The organism is Pseudomonas sp. LBUM920, assembly GCF_003852315.1.
In the GTDB taxonomy this organism is placed as follows: domain Bacteria; phylum Pseudomonadota; class Gammaproteobacteria; order Pseudomonadales; family Pseudomonadaceae; genus Aquipseudomonas.
Genome location: NZ_CP027762.1, coordinates 3,061,224 through 3,086,201, shown reverse-complemented (window position 1 = coordinate 3,086,201; position 24,978 = coordinate 3,061,224). Strand labels below are relative to the sequence as shown.

Here is a 24,978-nt window from a genome sequence, read left to right as displayed (position 1 = left end):
CTAGAGGGCTAATCTCGCGCTTATATCATTCCGAATGATAGTTACCTTTGCTTCATTCGATTCGTGACATAGCACCTCGCCGCGCATGATCCGCCCATCTCAATACATTGGCGGATGCACTTCATGGAACAGTCACTCAAACATTTGCGCCTCCCCTTGGCGATTTTGGCCGTGGTGGTGATGAGCGCATGCGGCAAGACCCCGGAACAAGCGGCCGCCATGCCTCCTGCGAAAGTCAGTGTGGCCAAGGTACTCGAACAACCGGTCAACGAGTGGGACGAATTCACCGGTCGCCTGGAAGCTCCGGAAACCGTGCAGATCCGTCCGCGCGTGTCCGGCCAGATCGACCAGGTGGCCTTCACCGAAGGCGCCCTGGTGAAAAAGGGCGACTTGCTGTTCCAGATCGACCCGCGTCCGTTCCAGGCTGAAGTGCGCCGCCTCGAAGCCCAGCTTGCCCAAACCAAAGCCGCCGCCACCCGTAGCGATAACGAAGCGCAACGTGGCGACCGCCTGCGTCAGAGCAATGCGATCTCCGCCGAACTGGCCGACTCGCGCACCACCGCCGCCCAGGAAGCCCGCGCCGCAGTGGCCGGGATTCAGGCGCAGCTGGACCTGGCCAAGTTGAACCTGAGCTTTACCCGCGTGACCGCACCGATCAGCGGCCGTGTCAGCCGTGCCGAAATCACCGCCGGCAACCTGGTGACCGCCGACGTCACCGCGCTGACCAGCGTGGTCTCCACCGACAAGGTCTACGCCTACTTCGACGCCGATGAGCGCGTGTACCTCAAGTACACCCAGCTGGCGCGCGAAGGCCGTCGTGGTGCAACCACTCCGGTGTACCTGGGCCTGTCCAACGAAACCGGCAACCCGCACCTGGGCCAGATGAACTTCGTCGACAACCAGGTCAACCCGGCCACCGGCACCATCCGTGGTCGCGCCGTGTTCGATAACAGCAAGGGCGAATACACCCCGGGCCTGTATGCACGCTTGAAGCTGGTCGGCAGCGGCACTTACTCCGCCGTGCTGATCAACGATGAAGCCGTCGGCACTGACCTTGGCAAGAAGTTCGTGCTGGTGATGGACGGCGACAAGCCTGCGTATCGCTCGGTGGAACTGGGGCCGAAGATCGAAGGCCTGCGCATCGTGCGCAGCGGTTTGAACAAGGACGACACCATCGTCGTGAAGGGCCTGCAGCGCATTCGCCCGGGCTCGCCGGTTGCGCCGGAAACGATCCCGATGGCCAGCAAGGAAACCCTCGCCGCCTTGGCACAACAACGACAAGCGCTTGAAGCCAGCAACCTGGAGCAAGTGGCGCCGGATAAAGCCGCGCCAAAAGTTGCCAGCGTCGCGACTCCACGCGGTTAAGGGATACAACTCAAGATGAATTTTTCCAAGTTCTTCATTTCGCGGCCGATCTTCGCAGCGGTGCTGTCGCTGTTGATCCTGATTGCCGGCGCGATCTCGCTGTTCCAGCTGCCGATCAGCGAATACCCGGAAGTGGTACCGCCGACCGTCGTGGTACGCGCCAACTTCCCGGGCGCCAACCCTAAAGTCATCGGTGAAACCGTGGCCGCTCCGCTGGAGCAAGCCATCACCGGCGTCGAGAACATGCTGTACATGTCCTCGCAGTCGACCGCCGACGGCAAACTGACCCTGACCATCACCTTCGCCCTGGGCACCGACCTGGACAACGCGCAGGTACAGGTGCAGAACCGTGTGACACGGACTCAGCCAAAACTGCCTGAGGAAGTGACGCGCATCGGTATCACCGTAGACAAGGCGTCTCCCGACCTGACCATGGTGGTGCACATCACCTCCCCGGATCAGCGCTACAACATGCTCTACCTGTCCAACTACGCGATCCTCAACATCAAGGATGAGTTGGCGCGGCTGGGCGGTGTGGGCGACGTGCAGTTGTTCGGCATGGGCGACTACTCCCTGCGTGTGTGGCTGGACCCGAACAAGACCGCCTCGCGCAACCTGACCGCCACGGATGTGGTTACGGCCATTCGCGAGCAGAACCGCCAGGTGGCGGCCGGTGCATTGGGCGCGCAACCTGCACCCAATGACACCAGCTTCCAACTGTCGGTCAACACTCAGGGCCGCCTGGTCACTGAGGAAGAGTTCGAAAATATCGTGATTCGTGCCGGCGCCAACGGCGAAATCACGCGGTTGAAAGACATCGCGCGGGTTGAGCTGGGTTCCAGCCAGTACGCCCTGCGTTCGTTGATCGACAACCAGCCGGCTGTGGCGATCCCGATCTTCCAGCGCCCCGGCTCCAACGCCATCGACATCTCCAATGAAGTGCGCGCCAAGATGGCGGAGCTGAAACAGAGCTTCCCGGAAGGCATGGATTACCGCATCGCCTATGACCCGACGGTCTTCGTGCGCGGTTCCATCGAAGCCGTGGTTCATACCCTGTTTGAAGCACTGATCCTGGTAGTGCTGGTGGTGATCCTGTTCCTGCAGACCTGGCGCGCGTCGATCATTCCGCTGGTGGCAGTGCCGGTTTCGTTGATCGGTACCTTTGCGGTGATGCACCTGTTTGGCTTCTCGCTCAATGCGCTGTCGCTGTTCGGACTGGTGTTGGCGATTGGTATCGTGGTGGACGACGCCATCGTGGTGGTGGAGAACGTCGAACGTAACATCGAGTTGGGACTGGAACCGTTCCCGGCCACTGAAAAAGCCATGAGCGAAGTGACCGGCCCGATCATCGCCACTGCGTTGGTGCTGTGTGCGGTGTTCATTCCGGCAGCGTTTATCAGCGGCTTGACCGGGCAGTTCTACAAGCAGTTCGCCTTGACCATTGCGATTTCGACGGTGATCTCGGCGTTCAACTCGCTGACCTTGTCCCCGGCCCTGGCTGCCGTCTTGCTCAAGGGTCATAACGCCCCCAAGGACCGTTTTTCCAAGGCACTCGACAAGGTGTTCGGCGGCTGGTTGTTCCGTCCGTTCAACCGATTCTTCGAGAAGGCCAGCCATGGTTACGTCGGCACCGTACGCCGGGTGATTCGCGGCAGCGGCATCGCGCTGTTCCTGTACGCCGGGCTGATGGTGCTGACCTGGTTGGGTTTCGCCCATACCCCCACCGGTTTCGTACCGGCCCAGGACAAGCAGTACCTGGTGGCCTTCGCGCAATTGCCGGACGCCGCGACGAAGATGTGATCAAGCGCATGTCGGACATCGCCATGAAGCAGCCGGGCGTGGAAAGCGCGATCGCCTTCCCCGGCCTGTCGATCAACGGTTTTACCAACAGCCCGAACAACGGCATCGTGTTCGTGACCTTGAAGCCGTTCGATGAACGTAAAGACCCGAGCCTGTCGGCCGGCGCGATTGCCGGTGCACTGAACGGCAAGTACAGCAGCATCGAAGAAGCCTACATGGCGATCTTCCCACCGCCGCCGGTACAGGGCCTGGGCACGATTGGCGGGTTCCGTCTGCAGATCGAGGACCGTGGCAACCTGGGTTACGACGAGCTGTACAAAGAAGTGCAGAACGTCATCACCAAAAGCCGTGGCGTGCCTGAATTGTTCGGCCTGTTCACCAGCTACACGGTCAACGTGCCGCAGGTTGATGCGGCCATCGACCGTGAAAAAGCCAAGACCCACGGCGTGGCCGTCAGCGACATCTTCGACACCCTGCAGATTTACCTGGGTTCGCTGTATGCCAACGACTTCAACCGTTTCGGGCGTACCTATCAGGTCAACGTGCAGGCCGAGCAACAGTTCCGCCAGGATGAAGACCAGATCGGCCAGCTGAAAGTGCGTAACAACAAGGGCGAGATGATCCCGCTGGCGACCTTTATCAAGGTCAGCGACACCTCGGGCCCGGACCGCGTGATGCACTACAACGGCTTTATCACCGCTGAAATCAACGGCAACGCCGCACCGGGCTACAGCTCCGGCCAGGCCCAGGCCGCGATTGAGAAGCTGCTGAAAGAGGAACTGCCCAACGGCATGACCTACGAGTGGACTGACCTGACTTATCAGCAAATCCTCTCGGGCAACACCGCGCTGTTCGTGTTCCCGCTCTGCGTACTGCTGGCGTTCCTGGTACTGGCCGCCCAATACGAAAGCTGGAGCCTGCCACTGGCGGTGATCCTGATCGTACCGATGACGCTGCTGTCGGCCATTACCGGGGTAATCATCTCGGGCGGCGACAACAACATCTTCACCCAGATCGGCTTGATCGTACTGGTGGGCCTGGCGTGCAAGAACGCGATTCTGATCGTCGAATTCGCCAAGGATAAACAGGCCGAGGGGCTCGACCCACTGGCCGCGGTACTGGAAGCCTGCCGCTTGCGTCTGCGGCCGATTCTGATGACCTCGTTCGCGTTCATCATGGGCGTGGTGCCCCTGGTGTTGTCCAGCGGTGCCGGTGCCGAGATGCGTCATGCCATGGGTGTGGCGGTGTTCTCCGGGATGATCGGCGTGACCTTCTTCGGTCTGTTGCTGACGCCAGTGTTCTACGTACTGATCCGTCGCTATGTGGAGCGCCAGGAAGCGCGCAAAGCGGCCAAGGCCTTGAAGCTGGAGACACAGCAATGAGCGTGAAAGTATTCCTGCCGAGCTTGCTGGTATTGGCGCTGAGCGCTTGTGCCGTGGGTCCGGATTACAAAACCGAGAAACTGGAGGCGGCCAACATCACGGCCGCCGCCGACACCAAAAGTTATGACCACGCCAAGTACGAAGGCATCTGGTGGCAGCAGTTCGACGACCCGACCCTCGACCAACTGGTGACCCAGTCGTTGAACGGTAACCGCGACTTGCGCGTAGCCTTTGCCCGTCTGCGAGCGGCGCGTGCAATTCGCGATGACGCGGCCAACGACATCATGCCGGTGGTCACCAGCCGTGCCAGCAGCGACGTGGGCAAAGGCCAGATCCCGGGCCAGACCACCAAGCGCGTCAACAGCGAGCGCTACGACCTGGGCCTGGACATGGCCTGGGAAGTGGATTTATTCGGCCGCATCCGCCGCAACCTGGAAGCCAGCGATGCTGACCAACAGGTTGCCGAAGCCGACCTGTACCAACTGCAAGTCACCATGATTGCCGAGCTGGTGGACGCCTACGGTCAACTGCGCGGTGCGCAATTGCGTGAACGCATCGCCCTGGACAACCTGAAGAACCAGCAGGAATCGCGCACCATTACCGTCAGCCTGCGCGATGCCGGCGTCGGTGATCAGCTCGATGTGGAACGCGCCGACGCACGCCTGGCCGCGGTTGAAGCCAGCGTGCCGCAACTGCAGGCCGAGCAAGTGCGCGAGCGTAACCGCATCGCCACCCTCCTCGGCCAGCGCCCCGACAAGCTGACTGTGGACCTGAGCCCCAAAGACCTGCCGGCGATTGCCAAGGCGTTGCCCATTGGCGACCCGGGGCAGCTGCTGCAGCGTCGTCCGGACATCCTCAGTGCCGAACGCAAACTGGCGGCCGCCACCGCGCGTATCGGCGTGGCCAAGGCCGACCTGTTCCCACGGGTCAGCCTCAGCGGCTTCCTCGGCTTTACGGCCGGGCGCGGTTCGCAGATCGGGTCTGCCGCAGCGAATGCCTGGTCCCTCGGCCCAAGCATTACCTGGGCGGCGTTTGACCTGGGCAGCGTGCGTGCGCGGTTGCGCGGCGCGAACGCCGAGGCCGATGGCGCCCTGGCAACCTATGAGCAACAAGTGCTGCTGGCGTTGGAAGAATCGGAAAATGCTTTCAGTGATTACGGCAAACGCCAGCAGCGCCTGGTCTCGCTGATCCGTCAGAGTGAATCAAGTCGCGCGGCGGCCGACCTTGCGGCGATCCGCTACCGCGAAGGCACGGTGGATTTCCTGGTGCTGCTTGACGCGCAACGTGAGCGTCTGGCCGCTGAAGACTCCCAGGCCCAGGCCGAAGTGGACTTGTATCGCGGGATTGTCGCGATCTACAAGGCGCTGGGCGGTGGGTGGCAGCCGAGTACCACGATTGCCAGTGCCAAGTGATTTGACTTAATAGAGCTCCTTTGGTTGGTCGCATCCAGCCAATTTTTAGCCCCGTGCCGTCATTCGGTCGCGGGGCTTTTTTTTGCTCGCTTGTGGTGTGTGCATATCCTTTATTTCGCTCAGGGCTGCTATTGGTTCCGCTCTGACAGCGGCTCACTTTTGAAAAGCGCAAAAGTAAGCAAAACGCTCTTGCCCCACCACTCGGCACCTCGCCTAGGCTCGGTGTGCCCTCACGCAGGCTTTGGACCGTGGGCCGCCGTCATGGGCCATCCTTGGCCCAGGACGGCTAACCCGGCGTCCTGCCGGGTTACCCACGCTCCAAAGCCTGCGTTCGGCCAGCGTGGTTTAACGGGGCGCCTAAGATCAAGATCAACAGCAAGAGCACAGCGGCCTACCGGCCGGCTTGAGTGTTGAAGAGCAAAATCAAAAGCTAAAGCGGGCACGATCCACTGTAGGAGCTGGCTTGCCGGCGATAGCATCGCTTCGGTGTATCTGGAAGACCGAGTTGTCTGCATCGCAGGCAAGCCAGCTCCCACAGAAAAGCAGAGCCACCCCACCCGTAGCAGCTGTCGAGCGCCAGCGAGGCTGCGTGCTTTTGATCTTGATCTGCGGGCCCCGTCAACCACGATGGCCGCAAGTAGGCACGGTGGAGCGGGTAAATCGGCAAGGATGCCGATTTAGCCGCGCAAGCGTGCCGGAGTGCGGGCATGCCGAGCCTAGGCGAGGCACCGAGTGGTGGGGCAAAGCGTTTTTTGGTTACTTTTTTAGGCGTTTGTAAAAAAGTGACCCGCTGTAAGAGCGGAACCATAAGCCGCCGTTACCTAAATAACGGATATGCCCCCTCAAACCACTACCGCGCAAGCACCATGGCAAAATACCCAAACACCGTGAGCAAAATGCCCGACACCGCATACGCCACAGGAAAACCGATCCAGGGCACGCTGCTGTCGATTTCCTTGGCGGCCTCACGTGCCGGCCCGGAGTGGCTGCGCGCGCCCGCCACGCCGCCCATGAGGATTGCCGGGTTGATCTTGAACACATGAAACCCCACCGCCCAGACGATAAACGGCGGAACGGTGCAGGCGACAAAGCCGAGTACAAAGATCTTCAACGCGATGATCGGGCTGATTTGTGAAACCAGGTTGGCGCCAGCGTTCACTCCCACGATGGCGACAAAGAAAATCAGCCCCATGTCTTCAAGAATGTTGCGGGCGGCGTTGGGTGTATTACCAAAAAAGCGCACGCGTGACACCAGTGACGAGACGATAATCCCCGACACCAGCAAGCCGCCCGCGTTACCCAGGCCCACCGCTGCACCGAACGCCGGCACTTGGATCAGACCGATCAGCAACCCCAACACCATGCCCAGTGACAGCGTCAGCAAATCGGTCGCGGTACTTGGCCGCCCTGCCTTGCCGAGTAACGCCGTGGCTTTGTCGATGGCGGTACGCAAGCCGATCAGGTGCATCACATCCAGGCGTTGCAGGCGTGTTTCTAGCCCCAGGGGAATGGGCGCGCCGCCGCGTTCGATGCCCACCAGCTGCACCTGTCCGGCAATCGATGACTGGCTGAACTGCTTGAGCTGCTTGCCGATCGCATCACGGTGGGTCACCAGAATCACCGCCTCGTCCAGCGGGATGTTGAGCGCCCGGGCGTCCGGCACTTCCGGCCCGATCAGGCCCATGTGATCGGTCAGCGCATCGAGGCTGCCCCCCAGGGCAATGATATCGCCCAGCTGCAGCACCAGTGCGGGATCGGCGCCAAGCAACTGATCGCCGCGCTCGACATTCTCAATCTGGTACAGCGCAAATTGCTGGCGGAACTGCGCGATGGTCTGCCCCACCCATTCACTGTTCACCAATCGGTACGCACGCAAGTCGAAAGGCCGATAGCCACTGAGCCCGGCGTCATCGACATTGGGCACGCCGTGTTCGACTTCATACGCCTTGGCCGCCTTGCGTGCATCCACCCCCCACCAGCGCGGCAGGTATTTGCAGATCAGGATGATGCCGACCGTGCCCCAGATGTAGGTGATGCCATAGGACAACGCGATCATGGCCGTCGCGGCGGCAACCGTAGTGCCCGGCGGCAGCGGGACGACGCCGGAGGTGAGGGCTTGCTCCGCCGAGCCGATGGCCGCGGACATGGTTTGTGAACCGGCAAGAATACCGCCAGCGGCGCCCACCGGCAGTGACAAGAGCTTCACACCCAGCACCACGATGCCCAAGCCGAGGAACGACGACAGTATCGCCAGAAAGGTGAATTTCAGCCCATCGCCCTTGAGGCTATTAATAAACGAGGGCCCCACGCGCAGCCCGACGCCGTACATGAACAGGTAATAAAACAGGCTTTTGGTGAAGTTATCGAGCTCGAAATGCACGCCGTAGTAAGACGCCCAGGTCGCAATGGCGCAACCGATGACGATGGCCCCGGCCACCGCCCCCAAGCCATACCCCTTGATGGTGCCGCGCCCGACCCAGACGGACAGGCCGACCACCAGAAACAGCAGGATATAGGGGTTGTCGTGCAGAAAACTGAAAATGGCAGTCACGATGATTCGCACCCGGCAAGGCAAACACTTGAGGCACCGGGCCTCAAGGCCCGGTGAGCGTGAGGTGTGTCAGGCCAGGTTAGGGGTGTCTGCCGGGATCACGGGGTCGGCGATTGCGCCGTGGCTGAAACTCGGCCCGGCGTCGGAATTGGCCACCGGGTTTTTCTGCAGATACTCGATAGCCTTGCGCAAATCATCTAGCAACAGCGCCACCAGGTCGCGGCTCACGCCATGGCGGACCAGAATGCGTTGCACCACGATATTCTGGCGGTCTGAAGGCAGTGGGTAGGACGCGATCTGCCACCCGCGCATGCGCACGCGCTCGGACAGGTCATACAGGCTGAAGCCATGGTCGATGCCGTCCTTGAGCTTGTAGCAGACCGCCGGCAGCCCGTCTTTGCCGTCATACACCAATTCCAGCGGGGCAAACTTGCCGATTTGCGCAGCCAGCCACTGCGCCGTGTCGGAGCAGGCTTGTTGAATACGCGTGTAGCCGTCGCGCCCCAGCCGCAGGAAGTTGTAGTACTGGGCAATGATCTCACCGCCCGGCCGGCTGAAATTCAGCGCGAAGGTCGCCATGTTGCCGCCCAGATAGTCCACGTAGAAGATCAATTCTTCCGGCAGATCTTCGGTCGAGCGCCAAATCACCCAGCCCACGCCAAGCGGCGCCAACCCGTATTTGTGGCCCGAGGCGTTGATCGACTTGACCCGTTCGATCACAAAATCCCATTGCAGCGTTTGCTGGATGAACGGGGCGATAAACCCGCCACTGGCCGCATCAACATGTATCGGAATGTCCAGGCCGAGGTCGCGCTGCATCGCGTCCAGCTCGGCGGCCAGCGCGGCCACGGGTTCGTAGATACCGGTGAAAGTCACGCCCAAGGTCGCGACCACGCCGATGGTGTTCTCGTCGCAATATTCCCGCAGGTCGGCCGGCAGCAGGCCCAAGGCGTCACCGCGCAAGGGCACTTCACGAATTTCCACGTCGAAATAGCGGGCGAATTTTTTCCAGCAGATCTGCACCGGCCCGCACACGAAGTTCGGTTTGTCAGTCGGCAGGCCCGCGGCTTCGCGGCGTTTTTTCCAGCTCCACTTCAGGGCCAGGCCGCCAAGCATGGCCGCTTCGCTGGACCCTGTGGTCGAACAACCCACGGTTTGCCAGGATTTGGGCGCGTGCCAGAGGTCGGCAATGATGTGCACGCAGCGGTTTTCAATCTCGGCGGTTTGCGGGTACTCGTCCTTGTCGATCATGTTTTTGTCGAGAGCGTCGGCCATCAACTGCTTCACTTCGGGCTCGACCCACGTGGTGCAGAAGGTCGCCAGGTTCTGGCGCGAGTTACCGTCGAGCAACAGCTCATCGCGCACCAGGTTGTAGGCTGCCGACGGCGTGGTCGAGTGGTTCGGCAAACGGTACTTGGGCAAGGTGTGCTGGGACGAACCGCTCGAATACACGTCTTCGATGGCTTGGTCTTGGGTTTCTACGGTTTTGTGAAGTGCCATGAAATCCTGCTCTTGAATGAGGGAAATGGCGTAGACGTTGATCGCGACAAGTGCCGATCAGGCTGCGTCAGGAGACAAGCGATGGAACGGTTGCGCCGACTATCACACAAACGCGAGCGCCGGAAAGTGACCTGGGTCATTGAAGCTGCGGGTAACGGCTTGCACAGGCCACGCAGCGTTCCAATGACCTATTGGCTCACCGCTTCGTTCAATATCAAGCTGCGGTAATGCCCGGGGTTGGACCCGGACCACTTGCGAAACGCCTTGTAGAACGAACTGGTGTCGGCAAACCCCAAACGCCCGGCGATTTCGGCGAAGCTGACCTGTGGCTCTGCCAGCCAGACAATCGCCAGCTCCTTGCGCACGCTGTCTTTGAGCCCCTGATAGGTCTGGCCTTCATCCGCCAGGCGGCGACGCAGGGTCGACGCCGAAATACACAAGTTGGCCGCCAAGCCCTCGGTTTCCGGCCAGGTATCGGCGGGCATCTGGCGTAGATCGTGCTTGATGCGCGTGGCCAGGCTATCCGGGTCGCGGTACTTGACCAATATGTTGGCCGGCGCATGGGCAAGAAAGCGCTTGAGTTCTTCCGGGCTGCGCTTGATCGGCACGTCCAGGCAGTCTGCAGAAAAGATCATGCGCGTGCGCGGCCGATCAAAACGCAGGTTGTCAGAGAACATCACCCGGTAATCGTCGTAAAAGTCCGGCTGCGCACAGCGCAGCTCAATCGCAAGGATCGGAATGCGCCGGCCGGCCAGCCAACAGGCGACGCCGTGCACAATCATCCAATAGGTGAAGTAGGTAAACGCGCGTTTGGGCGCAGGTTCCGCCAACACGATTTCCGCCAGGCTCTGTTGGTGCACCAACTGCGCGGGCATTTGCTCAAGCATCAGGGACAGAAACCCCAGGCCGGTTTGCAGGGCCGCGCCCAGATTGGGTTGCGCCATGGCGGCGCGGCACAGGAACGCCAGGCTGCCGGACTTGAGCTTGCGCGGGTCCATCCCAAAAAATTCATCATCCGTGCGCCGCGCCAGCAACCGCCACAAGCGCGCGTAAGCGGTGGCCGGCACGCGGGCACCGGGCTGCTCGAGCCAGGCCGGATCAATCCCGACCTTGCTCAACGCTTCAACCGTGGCCGCCCCCGGCCCGCAGCTCTGCAACAGGGCTTCGCGCACGAGGTGGATGGAAATGCTGTCTTTTTCCGACATGGGAAATGGGCTTATCGGCTGTACATGAAGATGGGGTGCATCATAAGGGCGGTTGCGATTCGCCACCACCGTTCAGCCGCAGTTCAGCAAAGCGCAACATTCCCTGTTTAGTAATGAGTATCATTATGTTACAAATTAGCATCCTATCCAGCCATGATGCGGTGCCGAATGCTCGTTCCCTTTCTAATCATGCTGCGCGAAGGCATTGAAGCAGCATTGATCGTTGGCATCATCGCCAGTTACCTGCAACAAACCGGCCGCGGTCAGTGGATGCCCGCAGTATGGATCGGCGTGTTCCTCGCCGCTGCCCTGGCCCTGCTGGTAGGCGGCGGCCTGGAGCTGGTCAGCGCCGAATTCCCGCAAAAACAACAGGAATTGTTCGAGGGTGTGGTCGGCCTGGTGGCCGTCGGCATTCTCAGCTCGATGGTGTTCTGGATGCGCAAAGTAGCGCGCTCCATCAAGCATTCCCTGCACGAATCCCTGGACCACGCGCTGGCCGGCTCCAAGCATCAGGTGATCGCGCTGATTGCCATGGTGTTTTTCGCCGTGGCCCGTGAAGGCCTGGAGACGGTGTTCTTCCTGCTCGCGGTGTTCCAGCAGAGCGAAGGCCCGGGCGCGCCGATTGGCGCCCTGCTCGGCCTGATCCTGGCGATCGTCGTCGGTTTCCTGATCTACACCGGCAGCATGCGCTTGAACCTGGGTGCGTTCTTTCGCTGGACCGGCTTGTTCATCCTGGTGGTGGCCGCCGGCATCCTCGCCAACTCGGTTCAAGCCCTGCACGAAGCCGGGGTGTGGAATCACCTGCAAACCGTGTTGTTCGATTTCAGCGCGACACTGCCGATGGATGGCCCGTTGGGCTCGGTGCTGGCCGGGATGTTCGGCTATCAGGATGCACCGACCATCAGCACCCTGGGCGCCTATCTGATTTACCTGGTGGTGGCGCTGGTGATGTTCTTCCTGCCGTCCGCCCCACCCAAGCCTGTCGCTAACACCTCTTCCGTTTCCAGCCAGTAAGGACCGTCTCTTGTCCAACCCAACCCCTCAACCGGCTCTGCCTTCCCGCGCCCTGCGCTGGGCGGTGGCCGGCTCGGTGGTCGTGATGATCGGCGCCGGTGCGCTGTTCTATTACGCCTCGCAATTGGCCGCCGCCAAACGTCAGACCAACCACAATGAAATCGCGGTGACCATCCATGGCCACGCCTGCGAACCCAACGCGTTGACCGTGCCCGCCGGGCACGCGAGCTTTCGCATCATCAACCGCTCCGACCGCGCGGTGGAGTGGGAAATCCTCGACGGCGTGCTGGTGATCGAGGAGCGCGAAAATATCGCCCCCGGCCTGAGCCAGGTGATCAACGCCAACCTGCTGCCCGGCGACTATGCAATCACCTGCGGGCTGTTGAGCAACCCGCGCGGCACGTTGCACGTGACGCCGACGGCTGAGTCCGACGCCCAGGCCAAGGCCAAGCCGTCGATGGTGGCGTTTATCGGCCCGCTGTCGGAGTTCCGCGTGTACCTGAGCGGCCAGGGCAGTGCGCTGGTCAAGGCCGTTACGGCGCTGGCCCAGGCCATTGAAGCCGGCGACCTGGCTCAGGCGCAGGCGCTCTACGTGCCGGCCCGTGAGGCCTACCAGCGCCTGGCGCCGGCTTCGCAACGCCTGGCCGAGCTGGATAACGCCATCAACGCACGCGCCGACTACTTTGAAAAACGCGAGCAAGACCCGGCGTTCAGCGGCTTCCATCGCCTCGAATACAGCCTGTTCCAGCAGCACAGCCTGGAGAGCCTGGCCCCGATTGCGCAACGCCTGGTCACCGACGTCACCACGCTCAAGCAACAACTGCTGGCCCAATCGCTGCCACCGGAACAACTGGTGAGCATTGTGGTGCGCAACCTCAACAGCCTGGCGGATGTACGCGCCGCCAGCGGTGAAGAGGAACGCTACAGCCACATCGACCTGAATGGCTTTGCCGCCAACCTGGAAGCCGCCCACAAGGTGGTCGAGCTGATGCGCCCGCTGCTGACCAAATCCGCAGCTGACCTGCTGCCGAAAATCGACGGTGCCCTCGCCGCCTTCGATACCGAGCTCAATGCGTTGAAAGTCGACGGCCAGTACAGCCGCTACGACAGCGTCACCGCCGATCAGCGCAAGCAGATCGCCGACAAGGCCAAGGCTCTGGCCGTTGCACTCGATGGAATCGACCCCGCCCTTGGCCTTTCCGGCCTGCAGTGAAGACGACCTACTACATGAGTGATTCAGAACAGTTTTCCGCGCAACGTCGCCGTGTCCTGTTGGGCATGGCGGCCACCGGCGCCGCGATTGCCGGCAGCAGCTTGAGCTGCCCGGCCATGGCGGCTGCGGCGGCCGAGCAAGTCACCACTGCACCACGCAGTGACAAGACGCAGGACCACCACGATTTTTTCGGCAAGCACCAGAGCGGCATCGTCACCCCACGCCCGGCCTGCGGCATGCTGGTGGCATTCGACGTACTGGCCACTGATCGCGAAGACCTGGAGCGTCTGTTTCGCACCTTGAACGAGCGCATCAGCTTCCTGATGACCGGCGGCACCGTGCCGCAGGTCGACCCGAAACTGCCGCCTACCGATTCCGGCATTCTGGGCCCGGTGGTCACGCCGGATAACCTGACCATCACCGTGTCCGTCGGCGAGTCGCTGTTCGATGAGCGCTTCGGCCTCACCGCCGTCAAACCCAAGCGCCTGAGCCGCATGGTCGGCTTCCCCAACGACGCATTGGAGCCGGCGCAGTGCCACGGCGACCTGAGCCTGCAGTTCAGCTCAAACACCCCGGACACCAATATCCACGCCCTGCGCGACATCGTCAAAAACCTGCCGGACCTGCTGCTGGTGCGCTGGAAACAGGAAGGCAGCGTGCCGCCGCAGGCGCCAGCCAAACCCGGCGAGCCTGCGCAGAGCGCGCGCAATTTTCTCGGTTTTCGTGACGGTTCGGCCAACCCGAACTCCAACGACGACAAGGCCATGGACCAGATTGTCTGGGTGCAGCCCGGCAGCGACGAACCCGCCTGGGCCGCCAACGGCAGCTACCAGGCCGTGCGCATCATCCGCAATTTCGTCGAGCGCTGGGACCGTACCCCGCTGCAAGAGCAGGAAAGCATTATCGGGCGCATCAAACCCACCGGCGCGCCCATGGATGGCGACAAGGAAACCCAGGTTCCCGACTACAGCAAGGACCCGGAAGGCAAGCTGACCAAGCTCGATGCTCACATCCGCCTGGCCAACCCGCGCACCCCGCAGACTCAGGCCAACCTGATCCTGCGTCGGCCGTTCAACTACTCCAACGGCGTCAATAAAAACGGTCAGCTGGACATGGGGCTGTTGTTCATCTGCTACCAGGCTGACCTGGAGAAAGGCTTTATCAGCGTGCAAACCCGGCTCAACGGCGAGCCTCTGGAGGAGTACCTCAAGCCAGTCGGCGGCGGGTATTTCTTCACCTTGCCGGGGGTCACCGGGCCTGCGGATTTCATCGGGCGCACGCTGCTCGCTGCAACGCACCCTCAAACCACTGCCAACACCTAAAACAAACCAGAGCGGAAAAACGTCCCATGAAGAAGTCGACCATCGCGTTGTCGTTGTTAATGACCCTCTCGCCGCTGGCAGCATTCGCCGCTACCGCGCCTCTGGACCTGGTAGGCCCGGTGTCGGACTACAAGATCTACGTCACCGAAGAAATCGGTGAGCTGGTCACCCAGACCAAGGCGTTCACCGACGCTATCAATAAAGGCGACCTGGCAACCGCCCAGAAGCTCTACGCCCCGACCCGTGTTCACTACGAGTCCATCGAGCCGATCGCCGAGCTGTTCAGCGACCTCGACGCCTCGATTGACTCGCGCGTTGACGATCACGAAAAAGGCGTGACCGCCGAAGACTTCACCGGTTTCCACCGCATCGAGTACGTGCTGTTCTCCGAGAAGACCACCAAAGGCCTCGAAGCGCTGACCGCCAAACTCAACACTGACGTCAACGACCTGAAAACCCGGGTTGACGGCCTGACCTTCCCACCTGAGAAAGTGGTCGGCGGTGCTGCTGCCCTGCTGGAAGAAGTGGCTGCCACCAAGATTTCCGGTGAGGAAGACCGTTACAGCCACACCGACCTGTATGACTTCCAGGGCAACATCGACGGCGCGAAGAAAATCGTCGACCTGTTCCGTGGTCAGCTCGAGAAGCAAGACAAGGTCTTCCTGACCAAAGTCGACAAGAACTTCGCTGCCGTAGACAAAATCCTGGCCAAGTACAAAACCAAGGATGGCGGCTTTGAAACCTACGACAAAGTGAAGGAAAACGACCGCAAGGCCCTGGTAGGCCCGGTCAACACCTTGGCTGAAGACCTGTCGACCCTGCGCGGCAAGCTCGGCCTGAACTGATAAAAAGCCCCAGACCCTGCACTTGAGCCAGTGCAGGGTCTGGGGCCTATTCAGCGTAGCGTCGGATTTGCCCTCTTAGACGGCCAACGGGGTTGTCGATTTGAAGTCTGGCAACGGCGTGGCATCCGCCCTCCCCGTTTTTGGATTGATCGCATACCAGAAGCCATTGACCCTGGACGCGACCACGGCGACGCCCTGGCTGGTTCCAGCCACGCCCGTCGGCGCAGGCGCGGGTGCAGGATCCCACCCTCCCGCCAACCAGTAAGCCCTCAACTTCTCCTCAACGGTGAGCAAGTGTGGCGCGGCCTTGCCCAGCATCGAAGCACTGGGGGCCAGATGCGACAGTTTGAACAGGCCCTTGATAGCGGCATTTACCAATTGCGCATACCCGTCGGCCGGATTCATCACCGCACTGGAGAACAACGCCGATTCCTTGACGAAATTGAAGGCCCTGTCGCCAAAGCTCGCCACCGGCTTTGTCCAGGCAATTTTGGGCCTGGCCGGCGCCACAGTGCTGCCCAGCCGGCGAACCAGGCCGGCTACCGGGTTGGGCGTGAGCGTCTTGGCCGTGCGCAGCAATGAGCGGGCCTGGCCTCCCGCGCCGATAACCAGCCCGCCCACGTCCAACGATAAGGCAAACAAGCCCTTGCCGACATTCCCGTCCGCAAACTCCTGATAAGCCCCCACGAACGGCACAAGCCCCTTCAAGATGGCCTTGTCACGACCCAGGACTTCCCGCTTCTTTTCCAGCGGCAGTGTGCCCTCGGCCCGTTGCAGCAGCGCGTCGTCGCTTTCATATAAATTACGCTCGGCAATCAGCGTCACGATGCGTTGCGTCTTCGCCGATGCAAAGGTGTCCGTGATGACACTTCCCACTGCACCACCGGCCGCGGGCGTGTCGCCGACAATCGGATTGCCGATGCTTTCAACGATGACTCTGGATGAGACATTCGACCGGGGCACGGTGCCTTTCAAGTAGGCGTCAAAGTCCACATTCAGCTCGAAACCTGCGGTGAAGGCGGTCGTGTAGATGCCGCTCAACCCCAAGGGATTGGGCTTGCCGGCAAGCACATCGCCCAGCCGCAGGTTATTGGGGAGGTCGGTGCGCTTGGTGATCTTGCCATTGGCAAACACTTCGAAGTAACACACCGCCTTGCCCAGTTCGACCCTCATCAATGTCCCTTGCCGCCCCCGGACCGCCTCTTTATCCGCCTCGGTCTGCTTGACCGGAGGCAGCCCCGTCTCCCCTCGCACGATGAACAACCTGACCACGCTTTCGGGGTTGTTCAGAAGCTGACGATCGGGCAGCGGGAGCTTGGCAAACATGAGTTTGAGCTGGGTTGCGTAAGCTTTTTTGAGCGTCGCGGTGTGCGCATCGACTGCGGTTTTCAGCAGGGCCTTCAAATCGGGCAGCCTGCGAATTCGTTCATCAAGTTCGGCGCGTTTGTCGGCGGGCGCCTCGACGTCCAGGTTGAGTTGATAGGGGCTGGATCGGGGCCGGACCAACCTTTGCGGCATGTCGCTTCTGAGTACCCACTTGCCAGGTATCAAGTCGCCGGTCATGTACGTTTCTACAAGCGAGCGTGTACGCGGTTCGGAAATGGGCAGGTTGCGTCGGGCGCTGACATCGGCAATCAATACCTTCATGCCCTCCAGCTGGCTGGGTGTGCTTGGCGCAAACACCTTGAGCAACTCCCGGAGTGCAATCGCCTTGCGCGCCGGTACCTCTGCCACGGCGTTCATTGCATCGTTGACCTCCTGGCGCTGTTTGAAGAACGCCTGGCTGGCTTTATTGATCGCCGACCGCGGGTGTTCTCCTCCAGCAGCTGCGGGAATCACACCATTGAGCACCGCCCAATCCAGCAAAATCTTCATGGCGCCCAATTGCATCAAGGTGGCCTGTGCTTCGCTGGTAGGGGCCAGCGCAGCCAGATCGCTGATGTGTGCCTCGTTCATCATGCGGCTGGTCCCTGGCGCCTTGAGCTCCGCCATCTCGCACCCCAGGCGCAGTTCCATCCAGGCAGGCGTGCCGATCCGTATTTCCTTGGGCACCTCCTGGACGAGAAACTCGGGCGCCACCTGAGCCAGACGGATCTGGGCCGCCAACACCGCAAGTTTTGGCTCAAGCCCTCGTTCAAGCTGCAGGTGTTTCTCCAGGTCCCGACGTACCGCAGTCAACGTGCGGCCCATATTGCCCGGTTGGTAAAGGCTATAGCCGCCAATGTAGCCCGGCGCTGCAGGGCCATCCGGCTCTGCGTGCAAGGTGAGCGCGGCCACGGCCAACTGTTGGCGAACCGTCTGGGGCGTTGGCGATTCCCGCCACTTCAGAACATAAGCCAGGTCATCACCAAAGTTCAGCGCATCGGGGCTGCCGAGAAATTTTTCCAGGTGTTCAGCCGGATGCTGTTGCAGGGCCTCAAGAGTGGTCTGACCAAGGTAATTGAAACGGCTCACGGCCGAGCCACTCAGACGCTCGCCAGCCTGGGCCTTGAGGGTGGCTTTGTCGCTCGGGGTCAATTGGCCGGGGGACCACGGGGCCTGCAAAAGCCCGGAGTAATCACCGAGCGCCGGCGCGGGCGGCAAGGCGCTGCGCAGCCACCGCACCATGTTGCGCGTCTCGCCAGCGGTCCGGGGTGAGCCCAATCCCTTGTGGTCCAGCATCTGGCGGATGTCGTAATAAGGCACCGAGTACAGGGCGTTTCCACGCGACTGGCTCATGTTGACCAAGTGGCGCAGTTCAAGGTCGATGCCGCGCTCGCCAGTGAGGCGGCTGCTCAGGTCTATCCACTTCCCCTGCGGGAGCCGGTGTTCGAATTTGCCTTCGGAAACCCGGAACGGCTGCCCTGGCCAAAACAGGCCCTGGCGTTGCAGAGGCGTGCGCACGGCAGGCAACTCGGTGAACCTCTGCAGGCTCGCCCGCGCCGCATGATCGCCCATCACCATCGGTGAGTTCGCCGACGGTAGCACCGGCTCTTCTGACCAGTCCCACGGCGTATCGTCAGGCGCGTTCTTGACCTGGTTTTCCAGATAGTCGGCCAGGTAGGCACGTTCATCCAGGTCACCGATCGCTTGTCGCACGCCCTCCACGCGCGTGCTGATGAGCCGATACTGGTCGGCGGGCATCACCAGCCCGGTGGTCTGCAGCTGCGTCATCAACCGCTCCCGGTCCCCAGTCCAGACCGGCTCGGGCAAACCGTAAGCTTGCAGGACAACGGAAGTGGGCACCCACGACTCACCCTCCGCCAAGTAATAAATACCCTTGTCGGCCGGGTCCAGCACCTCCCTGATCAAGCGCAGCTTCGCGCTGACTTGCCACCATCCGGAATCGTCCGCGGTGCTGAATGTAACCGCGGTGCGCACGCCGTCGCGGTTGATGAAACCGCTGATACTGTCCTTGTGCAGCCTGAGCCCCTGGGTTTCCAACCCCTTGCTTTTGAACCAGGACTGCAGCTCCGGCTGGGCCAGGACGTGCCGGTAAACGTCCAACGCCGCCGCCATGGACGTCCCCTGCGGGACCTCGACAATGGAATAACCCGTGTGCATCGAGCTGAGCAGGTCGTTACCAAACGTGGCGTCAACAGACACACGGTCCGGGTTTTCGGGGCGTGAGGAAGGCAGAGTCCAGTGGGGAGGCGATGGTGGCAGGTTGTTGCTCAGGCCGGTGATGGCCGAGTAAATGTGCGCAAGCGTACTGGGTGACCCCAGCCCGGAAAACGCCAGGTACTGACGCGCGTCATAAACAGGCTGCGAGTAGAGGGTGTTGCCGATCGGCCCGGTCATCTCGACGAGTTGCTTGAAGCCGCCGTCAAGAGCACGGATAGCGGCTTTTTCGGCCGGGCTGCCGCCTGCGCCGACCTTGCTGATTTCATCCTGCAGCATACGGCCCAACGAAAACCATTGAGTATCACGCTGGCGTATCTCCAGGTCGCCCTCAAAAACCCGGTAGATGTTATCGCCGCCGCCAAAGCCGATCTTCTCGATAAATGTCTTGAACGCTGGCGACGCCAGCCATGCGATAAAGCGTTCGCGAGGCAGCCGGCTGTTTTGCGCCAATGTCGACTCAGGCTGAACCATTGCAGGCTGGTCGCCCAGGTTGAGTGTGCCCTCCTCCTTCGCGTCCCTGATCAGGTTCTGCAGTTGAGACGCCAGGTTCATCCGTGCGTCAATGTCAGCGCTTTTTTGCTGAAGCTCACCGAACTGCTGGCGCCAGAACAGGCGTTTTTCGTCGGCTATCACCGGCCAGCCCGCGCTCTTGAGCAGCTCGCCCAACGGCTGTCTTTCTTTGTCGGAATGGGGGGGTTCTACGCCGTAGAAATGAAAAACCGCGTCCAAATCACGGAACGGCGCTTTTTTCCTGCCGGGCAGCAATACCCCGAAAGGATCAGGCGACAACTTGTCGGCCGCCTCGGTCACTTTCGCCCCGACCTCGCCCCAGCCTGATCCGTCTGCAGCGGTAAACCTGCGCCTGACCTTTACACCGTTGACCGACACGGTGCCTTCCACGCCATCACTGAATACACGCACCGTGGCCACGTCCACGCCATTGGCCTTGAACCAGGCCTGCACCTGTGGCGCCCATGCGGCATTGCTGAGCGCGTCAATAAATGGCCGGATCGAGGCGTTACGCGCAAAGGGCTGGTCTTTGATGTCGCCAGTCATCAACCAGTGAATGAGGGTTTGTTGCAGTTTTCCATCCGCTCTGCGTGCGTCGACGTCCTGCGGAAAGCTTCTGCCTGCACGCTCAGCTTCGGCCGAGTGGCCAGTACTTGCCGATGAGTTTTCGCGCTTGTAGCGCAGTGCCGCCTGTTCAAACCTGGCTTGTGTCAGTTGCCCGTCCAACCGGCGTGGCGCGCCTGCCAGTGACGCTTGTTCAGCGTTGCGGGAACTGTCCTGAGGGGTGGGTGCGGCCGGGGAAGCACGCGGTTCAGTTTCACCGTGTAGGCCTGATGGGACAAATGAAGGCGTGGGCGTACGAATCAAGGAAATGGTCGACATTTCAAGCTCTCTTCACGTTTGACCGCAAGAGTTCTAGTCCTTAAGAACCGTCGACAAAAAGACTACGAGAGAACCCGAAGGCCAGGTGTAGGAGAGTTCTCAATCTGTCGCTGAACCAAGCCTGACGGGCGAGCAGCCAGGCTTGAATCAGGCCCGGCTGCTGCTCTATGCCATGAGGGCTTACAAGATGCGGTACAGCAGCCGCTCGATGCGCACCCGGCTTACCCGTCGCAGGAACTTGCCGACAGCCGGCGGATAGTCCACCAGGGTCTGCAGCTGCTGATACCCTTCGATGCGCGTGGTGTGCTGGAAAATTTGCGCCAGTTCGGTACGCCGCGGCTCCAGCCATTGGCCGCGCGGGTCATCGATGAGCAACGCGTTTTCCAGGTCGAGTCGGAATGCTCGTGGGTTCAGATTGTTGCCGGTGAGCAAGGTGTAGCGCTGGTCAACCCACATACCCTTGAGGTGATAGGTGTTGTCGCCGTCGCGCCACAGGTGCAGGTTCAACTGGCCGCTGTCGATCATCGGCTGATGGCGCTTGGCGAAACGGCGCAGGCTGATTTCATACAAATAAGGCAACGCCGCGATCACCTTGAACGGCTCGCTGGGCGGGATGTAAAAGTCGTTGGCGGTTTTGTCGCCAACAATGATGTCGATCTTGACCCCACGCGCCAGGGCGCGATTGATTTCACGGGTCACCGGCAGTGGCAGGTTGAAATACGGCGTGCAGACAGTCAGCTGATGCTGGGCACTGGCGATCAACTCAAGGATCACGCGGTTCAGAGGGTTGTTCTTGCCGACGCCGAGCAGTGGGCTTACCAACAGGTGGCCGTTGGGCAACAGCCCCGCAGTGGTGTCATACGCCGCATGCTTGAGGCGGCTGCGCAAATCGCCGATATCGTTGCGCAGGCTGCGGGTGGTAGGCGGGTTTGGCAGGTCCAGGCGATGCACGGCCTTGGAGGCAATCAAGCCGTGCTCCAGCAAATGCTGCATCGAGTCGGCCAGCGCCTGGCTGTGGATCAGGTGGTAGCGGTCAAAACGATACTTGTCGAACTTGTGCAGGTACACGTTATTCAAGCTGGCGCCGCTGTACAGCACGCTGTCGTCGATCACAAAGCCCTTGAGGTGCAACACGCCGAACAGTTCACGGGTCTGCACCGGCACGCCGTACACCGGCACTTCGCTGGCGTGGCGTTGGGTCATGGCCTGGTACCAGGCACTGTTGCCGGGTTGCTTGCCTGCGCCAATCAGGCCGCGCTGGGCGCGCAGCGAGTCAACCACCACGACGATATCCAGCGCTGGCCGTGCAGCCTTGGCGGCGTGCAAGGCATCGTAGATCTCCTGGCCGGCTTCATCCTGCTGCAAGTAGAGCGCAACGATGTAGATGCGCCGCGTGGCCTGGGGGATTTTCTCCAGCAGGCAACGGCGAAACGCATCGGCGCCGGACAGCACGTCGATCGACTCGGGAGACAGTGGGAAACCACGCAGTTTTGGCAATAGGGAGCGTTTGAAGAACGACGGCATAAGGCTCGCAATGGGTCGAATCCGAAGAGGCCCCGAGCTTACACCATGGGGCAGCTCAGGTCTCGTCGCCCGCGATGGAAAAAAGTTAATTGACCATGGAGAACGATCGTTCTACTGTGCGCAGCATGAATGAATTAATCAGCAACGACACCCGCGATATTATCCTTGATGTCACCGAGAAGTTAATCTATCGCCATGGCATCGCCGCCACCGGCATGGACTTGCTGGTGAAAACCGCAGGCGTCTCGCGCAAAAGTATTTACCGGTACTTCGCCAATAAAGATGAGTTGGTGATTGCCGCCCTGCACCGCCGCGATGAGCGCTGGATGCACTGGCTGCGCAGCGAAGTCGAACGCAGTGAAGGCAGTGGAGAACGCCTGCTGGCGCTGTTCGACGCCCTCAAGACATGGTTTGGCTCGGCAGACTTTCGCGGGTGCGCCTTCATCAACACCAGCGGTGAAACCGGCGACCCGCACGACCCGGTACGCCTGCTGGCCAAGGCGCATAAACAAAAACTGTTCGATTACGCACTGCAACTGTGCAAAGCACATGGCACCCCCGACCCTGAACAGCAGGCCGCGCAACTGCTGATCTTGATCGACGGCGCCATTACCGTTGCCCTGGTGATGGGTGATTCAACAGCTGCTGATAATGCGCGCTGCATGGCGCGAACGTTATTGCAACTTTGAACGCATCAACTGAGCAACTTTCGATACACCTAATTGTTTTCAGGAGCTGCCCATGTCATCCAAGGCACCGTCATCCGACGCAGACGTTCGCCCGCCGCTGCCACCGTTCACCCGCGAGTCGGCCATCGAAAAGGTTCGCCTGGCCGAAGACGGTTGGAATTCCCGCGACCCGCACCGCGTATCGCTGGCCTACACACTGGACACGCAATGGCGCAATCGCGCTGAATTTGCGCACAACCGCGAAGAGGCCAAGGGTTTTCTGACCCGCAAGTGGGCTAAAGAGCTGGACTATCGGCTGATCAAGGAATTGTGGGCCTTCACCGGTAACCGTATTGCCGTGCGCTATGCCTACGAATGGCACGACGATTCCGGTAACTGGTTCCGCTCCTACGGCAATGAAAACTGGGAATTCGACGAAAACGGTCTGATGGCCAACCGCTTTGCCTGCATCAATGACTTGCCGATCAAGGCGAGCGACCGCAAGTTTCACTGGCCGCTGGGTCGGCGCCCGGATGATCATCCGGGGCTGTCCGATCTCGGGCTTTAAGCCGGTTGCGATGCGAAATGTGGGAGCGGGCAAGCCCGCTCCAGCATTTAGTCCTGATTCAGACCGACCCTATACAGCACACCATTATCCTCATCAGTCAGCACATACAGAAACCCATCCGGCCCCTGCCGCACATCGCGGATGCGCGCTTTCAAACCTGCGAGCAAACGCTCTTCATGGATCACCTTGTCGCCGTCGAACTGCAAGCGGATCAACTCCTGGCTGGCCAGTGCGCCAATGAACAGGTTGTGCTGCCACGCCTTGAAGCGGTCGGCGTCATAAAATGCCATGCCACTGATCGCCGGTGATTTCTCCCAGACGTGATGAGGCGCCACGGTGCCTTCCACTGTCTTGCCCTTGGCCTCGGGAATCGGTGTCAGCGAATAATTGATGCCGTGGGTCGCCAGTGGCCAACCGTAATTCTTGCCGCGCTCGATGATGTTGATTTCATCACCACCGCGTGGGCCGTGTTCGTTTTCCCAGATGGTGCCACTCCAGGGGTTCAACGCCAGGCCTTGCGGGTTACGCTGGCCGTAGGACCAGATCTCGGGGCGTACACCCTGTTGGCCAACGAAAGGGTTGTCCTCTGGCACGCGGCCGTCCGGGAAGATCCGCACCACCTTGCCTTGCAACTTGTCCAGGTCCTGGGCGGTCGGGCGATCATTGTTTTCACCCAGGGTCACGAACAGGTAGCCATCGCGGTCGAAGGCCAACCGCGAGCCAAAGTGATTGCCGGTGGACAGCTTGGGCTCCTGGCGCAGGATCACTTTGAAATCCTTCAGGCCGCTCAGGTCATCCGCCAAGCGCCCGCGTCCGACGGCAGTGCCGGCCTTGCCACCCTCGCCGCCGCCTTCGGCGTACGACAGGTAGACCATGCGGTCCTGCTTGAAGTCCGGCGACAGCACCACATCCAGCAAACCGCCCTGCCCTTTGGCCCACACTTGGGGCACGCCGGTCAACGGTGCTGAAAGCTTGCCGTCGGGGCTGACAAAACGCAGATGACCTGGGCGTTCGGTCACCAGAAAGCCTTGCTTGCCCGGCAGAAACGCCACTGCCCAGGGATGGTCGAGGCCTTTGACGATTGGGGTCGCGGTGATGCTGCCTTGTTCGCTCGGGAATTGCTGGGCATCGGCGGCGTAAACCGCCGCCAGTGGCAGCAGCGTGGTTGCGCAAATAGCGGCTAGAAGGGTTTTGCGTAGCAACATAAGACGGAGTCCTTACCGGCGATTGCCGTTGGCATCATAGGTGGGAGCTTTGGTTTCGGTTGTGGGACGGCTCGGGGCGGCCTCACGTTTGGGATAGCGATTGCCAATGCCGCCGTTTTCCACGGTGGGTGCGGGGCTGGTCGGCCCAGTCTGAATTCCCCGTGTTGCCGGCGCATTCGGCTGGGTGCCCTGCATGCTGTTGGGGTTGGCCCGATGAATAGGGCTGTTGTTGGAGTCGTAGCTGCCAGGCAGGTTTTGCGCCTGGGCCAATGGCGTGAGCGCCAGGCCCAACGCCAATACTGCAAGGTGACGCACACAGCTGTTCATGACAAAGCCTCTCTTGGGCGAGTGGTACGTGCTTTCGATAACACGCTACGCCTTGGGTTCGGCTTTCGACACTAAATTGTTT

General features: G+C 61.0%; 15 protein-coding genes and 1 pseudogene. 9 read left to right on the top strand and 7 right to left on the bottom strand.

Features of this window, described 5'->3' with window-relative positions; genetic code table 11:
* Positions 1-123 precede the first annotated feature (123 nt).
* The 3 genes and pseudogenes from mexE (at position 124) to C4J83_RS14375 (ending at position 5,959) form a co-directional block, all read left to right on the top strand.
* Positions 124-1,365, top strand: coding sequence for a multidrug efflux RND transporter periplasmic adaptor subunit MexE (gene mexE / locus C4J83_RS14385; protein ID WP_124417395.1), 1,242 nt, complete (start codon positions 124-126; stop codon positions 1,363-1,365).
* A gap of 15 nt (positions 1,366-1,380) precedes the next feature.
* A pseudogene (locus C4J83_RS14380) lies at positions 1,381-4,547 on the top strand (efflux RND transporter permease subunit).
* Positions 4,544-5,959: an efflux transporter outer membrane subunit gene (locus C4J83_RS14375; protein WP_106578073.1), complete on the top strand. Its 1,416-nt coding sequence runs from the start codon at positions 4,544-4,546 to the stop codon at positions 5,957-5,959. Before C4J83_RS14380 ends, C4J83_RS14375 begins: the two are co-directional and overlap by 4 nt.
* An 850-nt stretch (positions 5,960-6,809) precedes the next feature.
* Here C4J83_RS14375 and C4J83_RS14365 read toward each other — a convergent pair.
* From C4J83_RS14365 to C4J83_RS14355, 3 genes are all read right to left on the bottom strand, one after another.
* Entirely contained in the window at positions 6,810-8,510 is a 1,701-nt protein-coding gene (locus C4J83_RS14365; RefSeq protein WP_124417394.1) for an aspartate:alanine exchanger family transporter, read from the bottom strand.
* A gap of 69 nt (positions 8,511-8,579) precedes the next feature.
* Positions 8,580-10,010: a glutamate decarboxylase gene (gene gad, locus C4J83_RS14360; RefSeq protein WP_106578072.1), complete on the bottom strand. Its 1,431-nt coding sequence runs from the start codon at positions 10,008-10,010 to the stop codon at positions 8,580-8,582.
* A gap of 188 nt (positions 10,011-10,198) precedes the next feature.
* Positions 10,199-11,215 carry an AraC family transcriptional regulator gene (locus tag C4J83_RS14355; RefSeq protein ID WP_124417393.1) on the bottom strand — a complete coding sequence of 339 codons (1,017 nt, stop codon included), beginning with the start codon at positions 11,213-11,215 and terminating at the stop codon, positions 10,199-10,201.
* 168 nt (positions 11,216-11,383) lie between these two features.
* On the opposite strand from C4J83_RS14355, the gene efeU reads away from it, so the two are divergent.
* From efeU to efeO (C4J83_RS14335), 4 genes are read left to right on the top strand one after another with little or no spacing between them, the layout of a single operon-like run.
* Positions 11,384-12,229 (top strand): iron uptake transporter permease EfeU, encoded by an 846-nt coding sequence (gene efeU, locus C4J83_RS14350; RefSeq protein ID WP_106578070.1) that lies wholly within the window; start codon positions 11,384-11,386, stop codon positions 12,227-12,229.
* 10 nt (positions 12,230-12,239) lie between these two features.
* The gene (gene efeO, locus C4J83_RS14345; RefSeq protein ID WP_124417392.1) at positions 12,240-13,442 is read left to right on the top strand and encodes an iron uptake system protein EfeO; all 1,203 of its coding nucleotides are present in this window, start codon (positions 12,240-12,242) and stop codon (positions 13,440-13,442) included.
* Positions 13,443-13,456: 14 nt separating this feature from the next.
* The gene (efeB, locus tag C4J83_RS14340) at positions 13,457-14,764 is read left to right on the top strand and encodes an iron uptake transporter deferrochelatase/peroxidase subunit (RefSeq protein WP_106578161.1); all 1,308 of its coding nucleotides are present in this window, start codon (positions 13,457-13,459) and stop codon (positions 14,762-14,764) included.
* A 26-nt stretch (positions 14,765-14,790) separates the two neighbouring features.
* Positions 14,791-15,609, top strand: coding sequence for an iron uptake system protein EfeO (efeO, locus tag C4J83_RS14335; RefSeq protein ID WP_106578068.1), 819 nt, complete (start codon positions 14,791-14,793; stop codon positions 15,607-15,609).
* Positions 15,610-15,684: 75 nt separating this feature from the next.
* Here efeO (C4J83_RS14335) and C4J83_RS14330 read toward each other — a convergent pair whose 3' ends face one another.
* Both C4J83_RS14330 and pssA read right to left on the bottom strand, forming a co-directional pair.
* Entirely contained in the window at positions 15,685-20,604 is a 4,920-nt protein-coding gene (locus C4J83_RS14330; RefSeq protein WP_124417391.1) for a hypothetical protein, read from the bottom strand.
* A 180-nt stretch (positions 20,605-20,784) separates the two neighbouring features.
* Positions 20,785-22,128 carry a CDP-diacylglycerol--serine O-phosphatidyltransferase gene (pssA, locus tag C4J83_RS14325; RefSeq protein ID WP_106578066.1) on the bottom strand — a complete coding sequence of 448 codons (1,344 nt, stop codon included), beginning with the start codon at positions 22,126-22,128 and terminating at the stop codon, positions 20,785-20,787.
* A 125-nt stretch (positions 22,129-22,253) separates the two neighbouring features.
* On the opposite strand from pssA, the gene C4J83_RS14320 reads away from it, so the two are divergent.
* Both C4J83_RS14320 and C4J83_RS14315 read left to right on the top strand, forming a co-directional pair.
* On the top strand, positions 22,254-22,817 hold the full coding sequence (locus C4J83_RS14320) for a TetR/AcrR family transcriptional regulator (RefSeq protein WP_124417390.1): 564 nt from the start codon (positions 22,254-22,256) through the stop codon (positions 22,815-22,817).
* Between the two features lie 52 nt (positions 22,818-22,869).
* Positions 22,870-23,364, top strand: a complete 495-nt coding sequence (locus C4J83_RS14315) for a nuclear transport factor 2 family protein (protein ID WP_106578064.1) — start codon at positions 22,870-22,872, stop codon at positions 23,362-23,364.
* Positions 23,365-23,411: 47 nt separating this feature from the next.
* Here C4J83_RS14315 and C4J83_RS14310 read toward each other — a convergent pair whose 3' ends face one another.
* Together C4J83_RS14310 and C4J83_RS14305 are read right to left on the bottom strand one after the other, a co-directional pair.
* On the bottom strand, positions 23,412-24,569 hold the full coding sequence (locus tag C4J83_RS14310) for a PQQ-dependent sugar dehydrogenase (RefSeq protein ID WP_124417389.1): 1,158 nt from the start codon (positions 24,567-24,569) through the stop codon (positions 23,412-23,414).
* A gap of 12 nt (positions 24,570-24,581) precedes the next feature.
* Positions 24,582-24,896 carry a hypothetical protein gene (locus C4J83_RS14305; protein WP_106578062.1) on the bottom strand — a complete coding sequence of 105 codons (315 nt, stop codon included), beginning with the start codon at positions 24,894-24,896 and terminating at the stop codon, positions 24,582-24,584.
* Positions 24,897-24,978 lie beyond the last annotated feature (82 nt).

Bases quoted from the DNA above. Each gene is read 5' to 3' on its own strand.
- mexE (WP_124417395.1), top strand. From the start codon at position 124: ATGGAACAGTCACTCAAACATTTGCGCCTCCCCTTGGCGATTTTGGCC.
- C4J83_RS14375 (WP_106578073.1), top strand. From the start codon at position 4,544: ATGAGCGTGAAAGTATTCCTGCCGAGCTTGCTGGTATTGGCGCTGAGC.
- gad (WP_106578072.1), bottom strand. From the start codon at position 10,010: ATGGCACTTCACAAAACCGTAGAAACCCAAGACCAAGCCATCGAAGAC.
- C4J83_RS14355 (WP_124417393.1), bottom strand. From the start codon at position 11,215: ATGTCGGAAAAAGACAGCATTTCCATCCACCTCGTGCGCGAAGCCCTG.
- efeU (WP_106578070.1), top strand. From the start codon at position 11,384: ATGCTCGTTCCCTTTCTAATCATGCTGCGCGAAGGCATTGAAGCAGCA.
- efeB (WP_106578161.1), top strand. From the start codon at position 13,457: ATGAGTGATTCAGAACAGTTTTCCGCGCAACGTCGCCGTGTCCTGTTG.
- efeO (WP_106578068.1), top strand. From the start codon at position 14,791: ATGAAGAAGTCGACCATCGCGTTGTCGTTGTTAATGACCCTCTCGCCG.
- C4J83_RS14330 (WP_124417391.1), bottom strand. From the start codon at position 20,604: ATGTCGACCATTTCCTTGATTCGTACGCCCACGCCTTCATTTGTCCCA.
- pssA (WP_106578066.1), bottom strand. From the start codon at position 22,128: ATGCCGTCGTTCTTCAAACGCTCCCTATTGCCAAAACTGCGTGGTTTC.
- C4J83_RS14320 (WP_124417390.1), top strand. From the start codon at position 22,254: ATGAATGAATTAATCAGCAACGACACCCGCGATATTATCCTTGATGTC.
- C4J83_RS14315 (WP_106578064.1), top strand. From the start codon at position 22,870: ATGTCATCCAAGGCACCGTCATCCGACGCAGACGTTCGCCCGCCGCTG.
- C4J83_RS14310 (WP_124417389.1), bottom strand. From the start codon at position 24,569: ATGTTGCTACGCAAAACCCTTCTAGCCGCTATTTGCGCAACCACGCTG.
- C4J83_RS14305 (WP_106578062.1), bottom strand. From the start codon at position 24,896: ATGAACAGCTGTGTGCGTCACCTTGCAGTATTGGCGTTGGGCCTGGCG.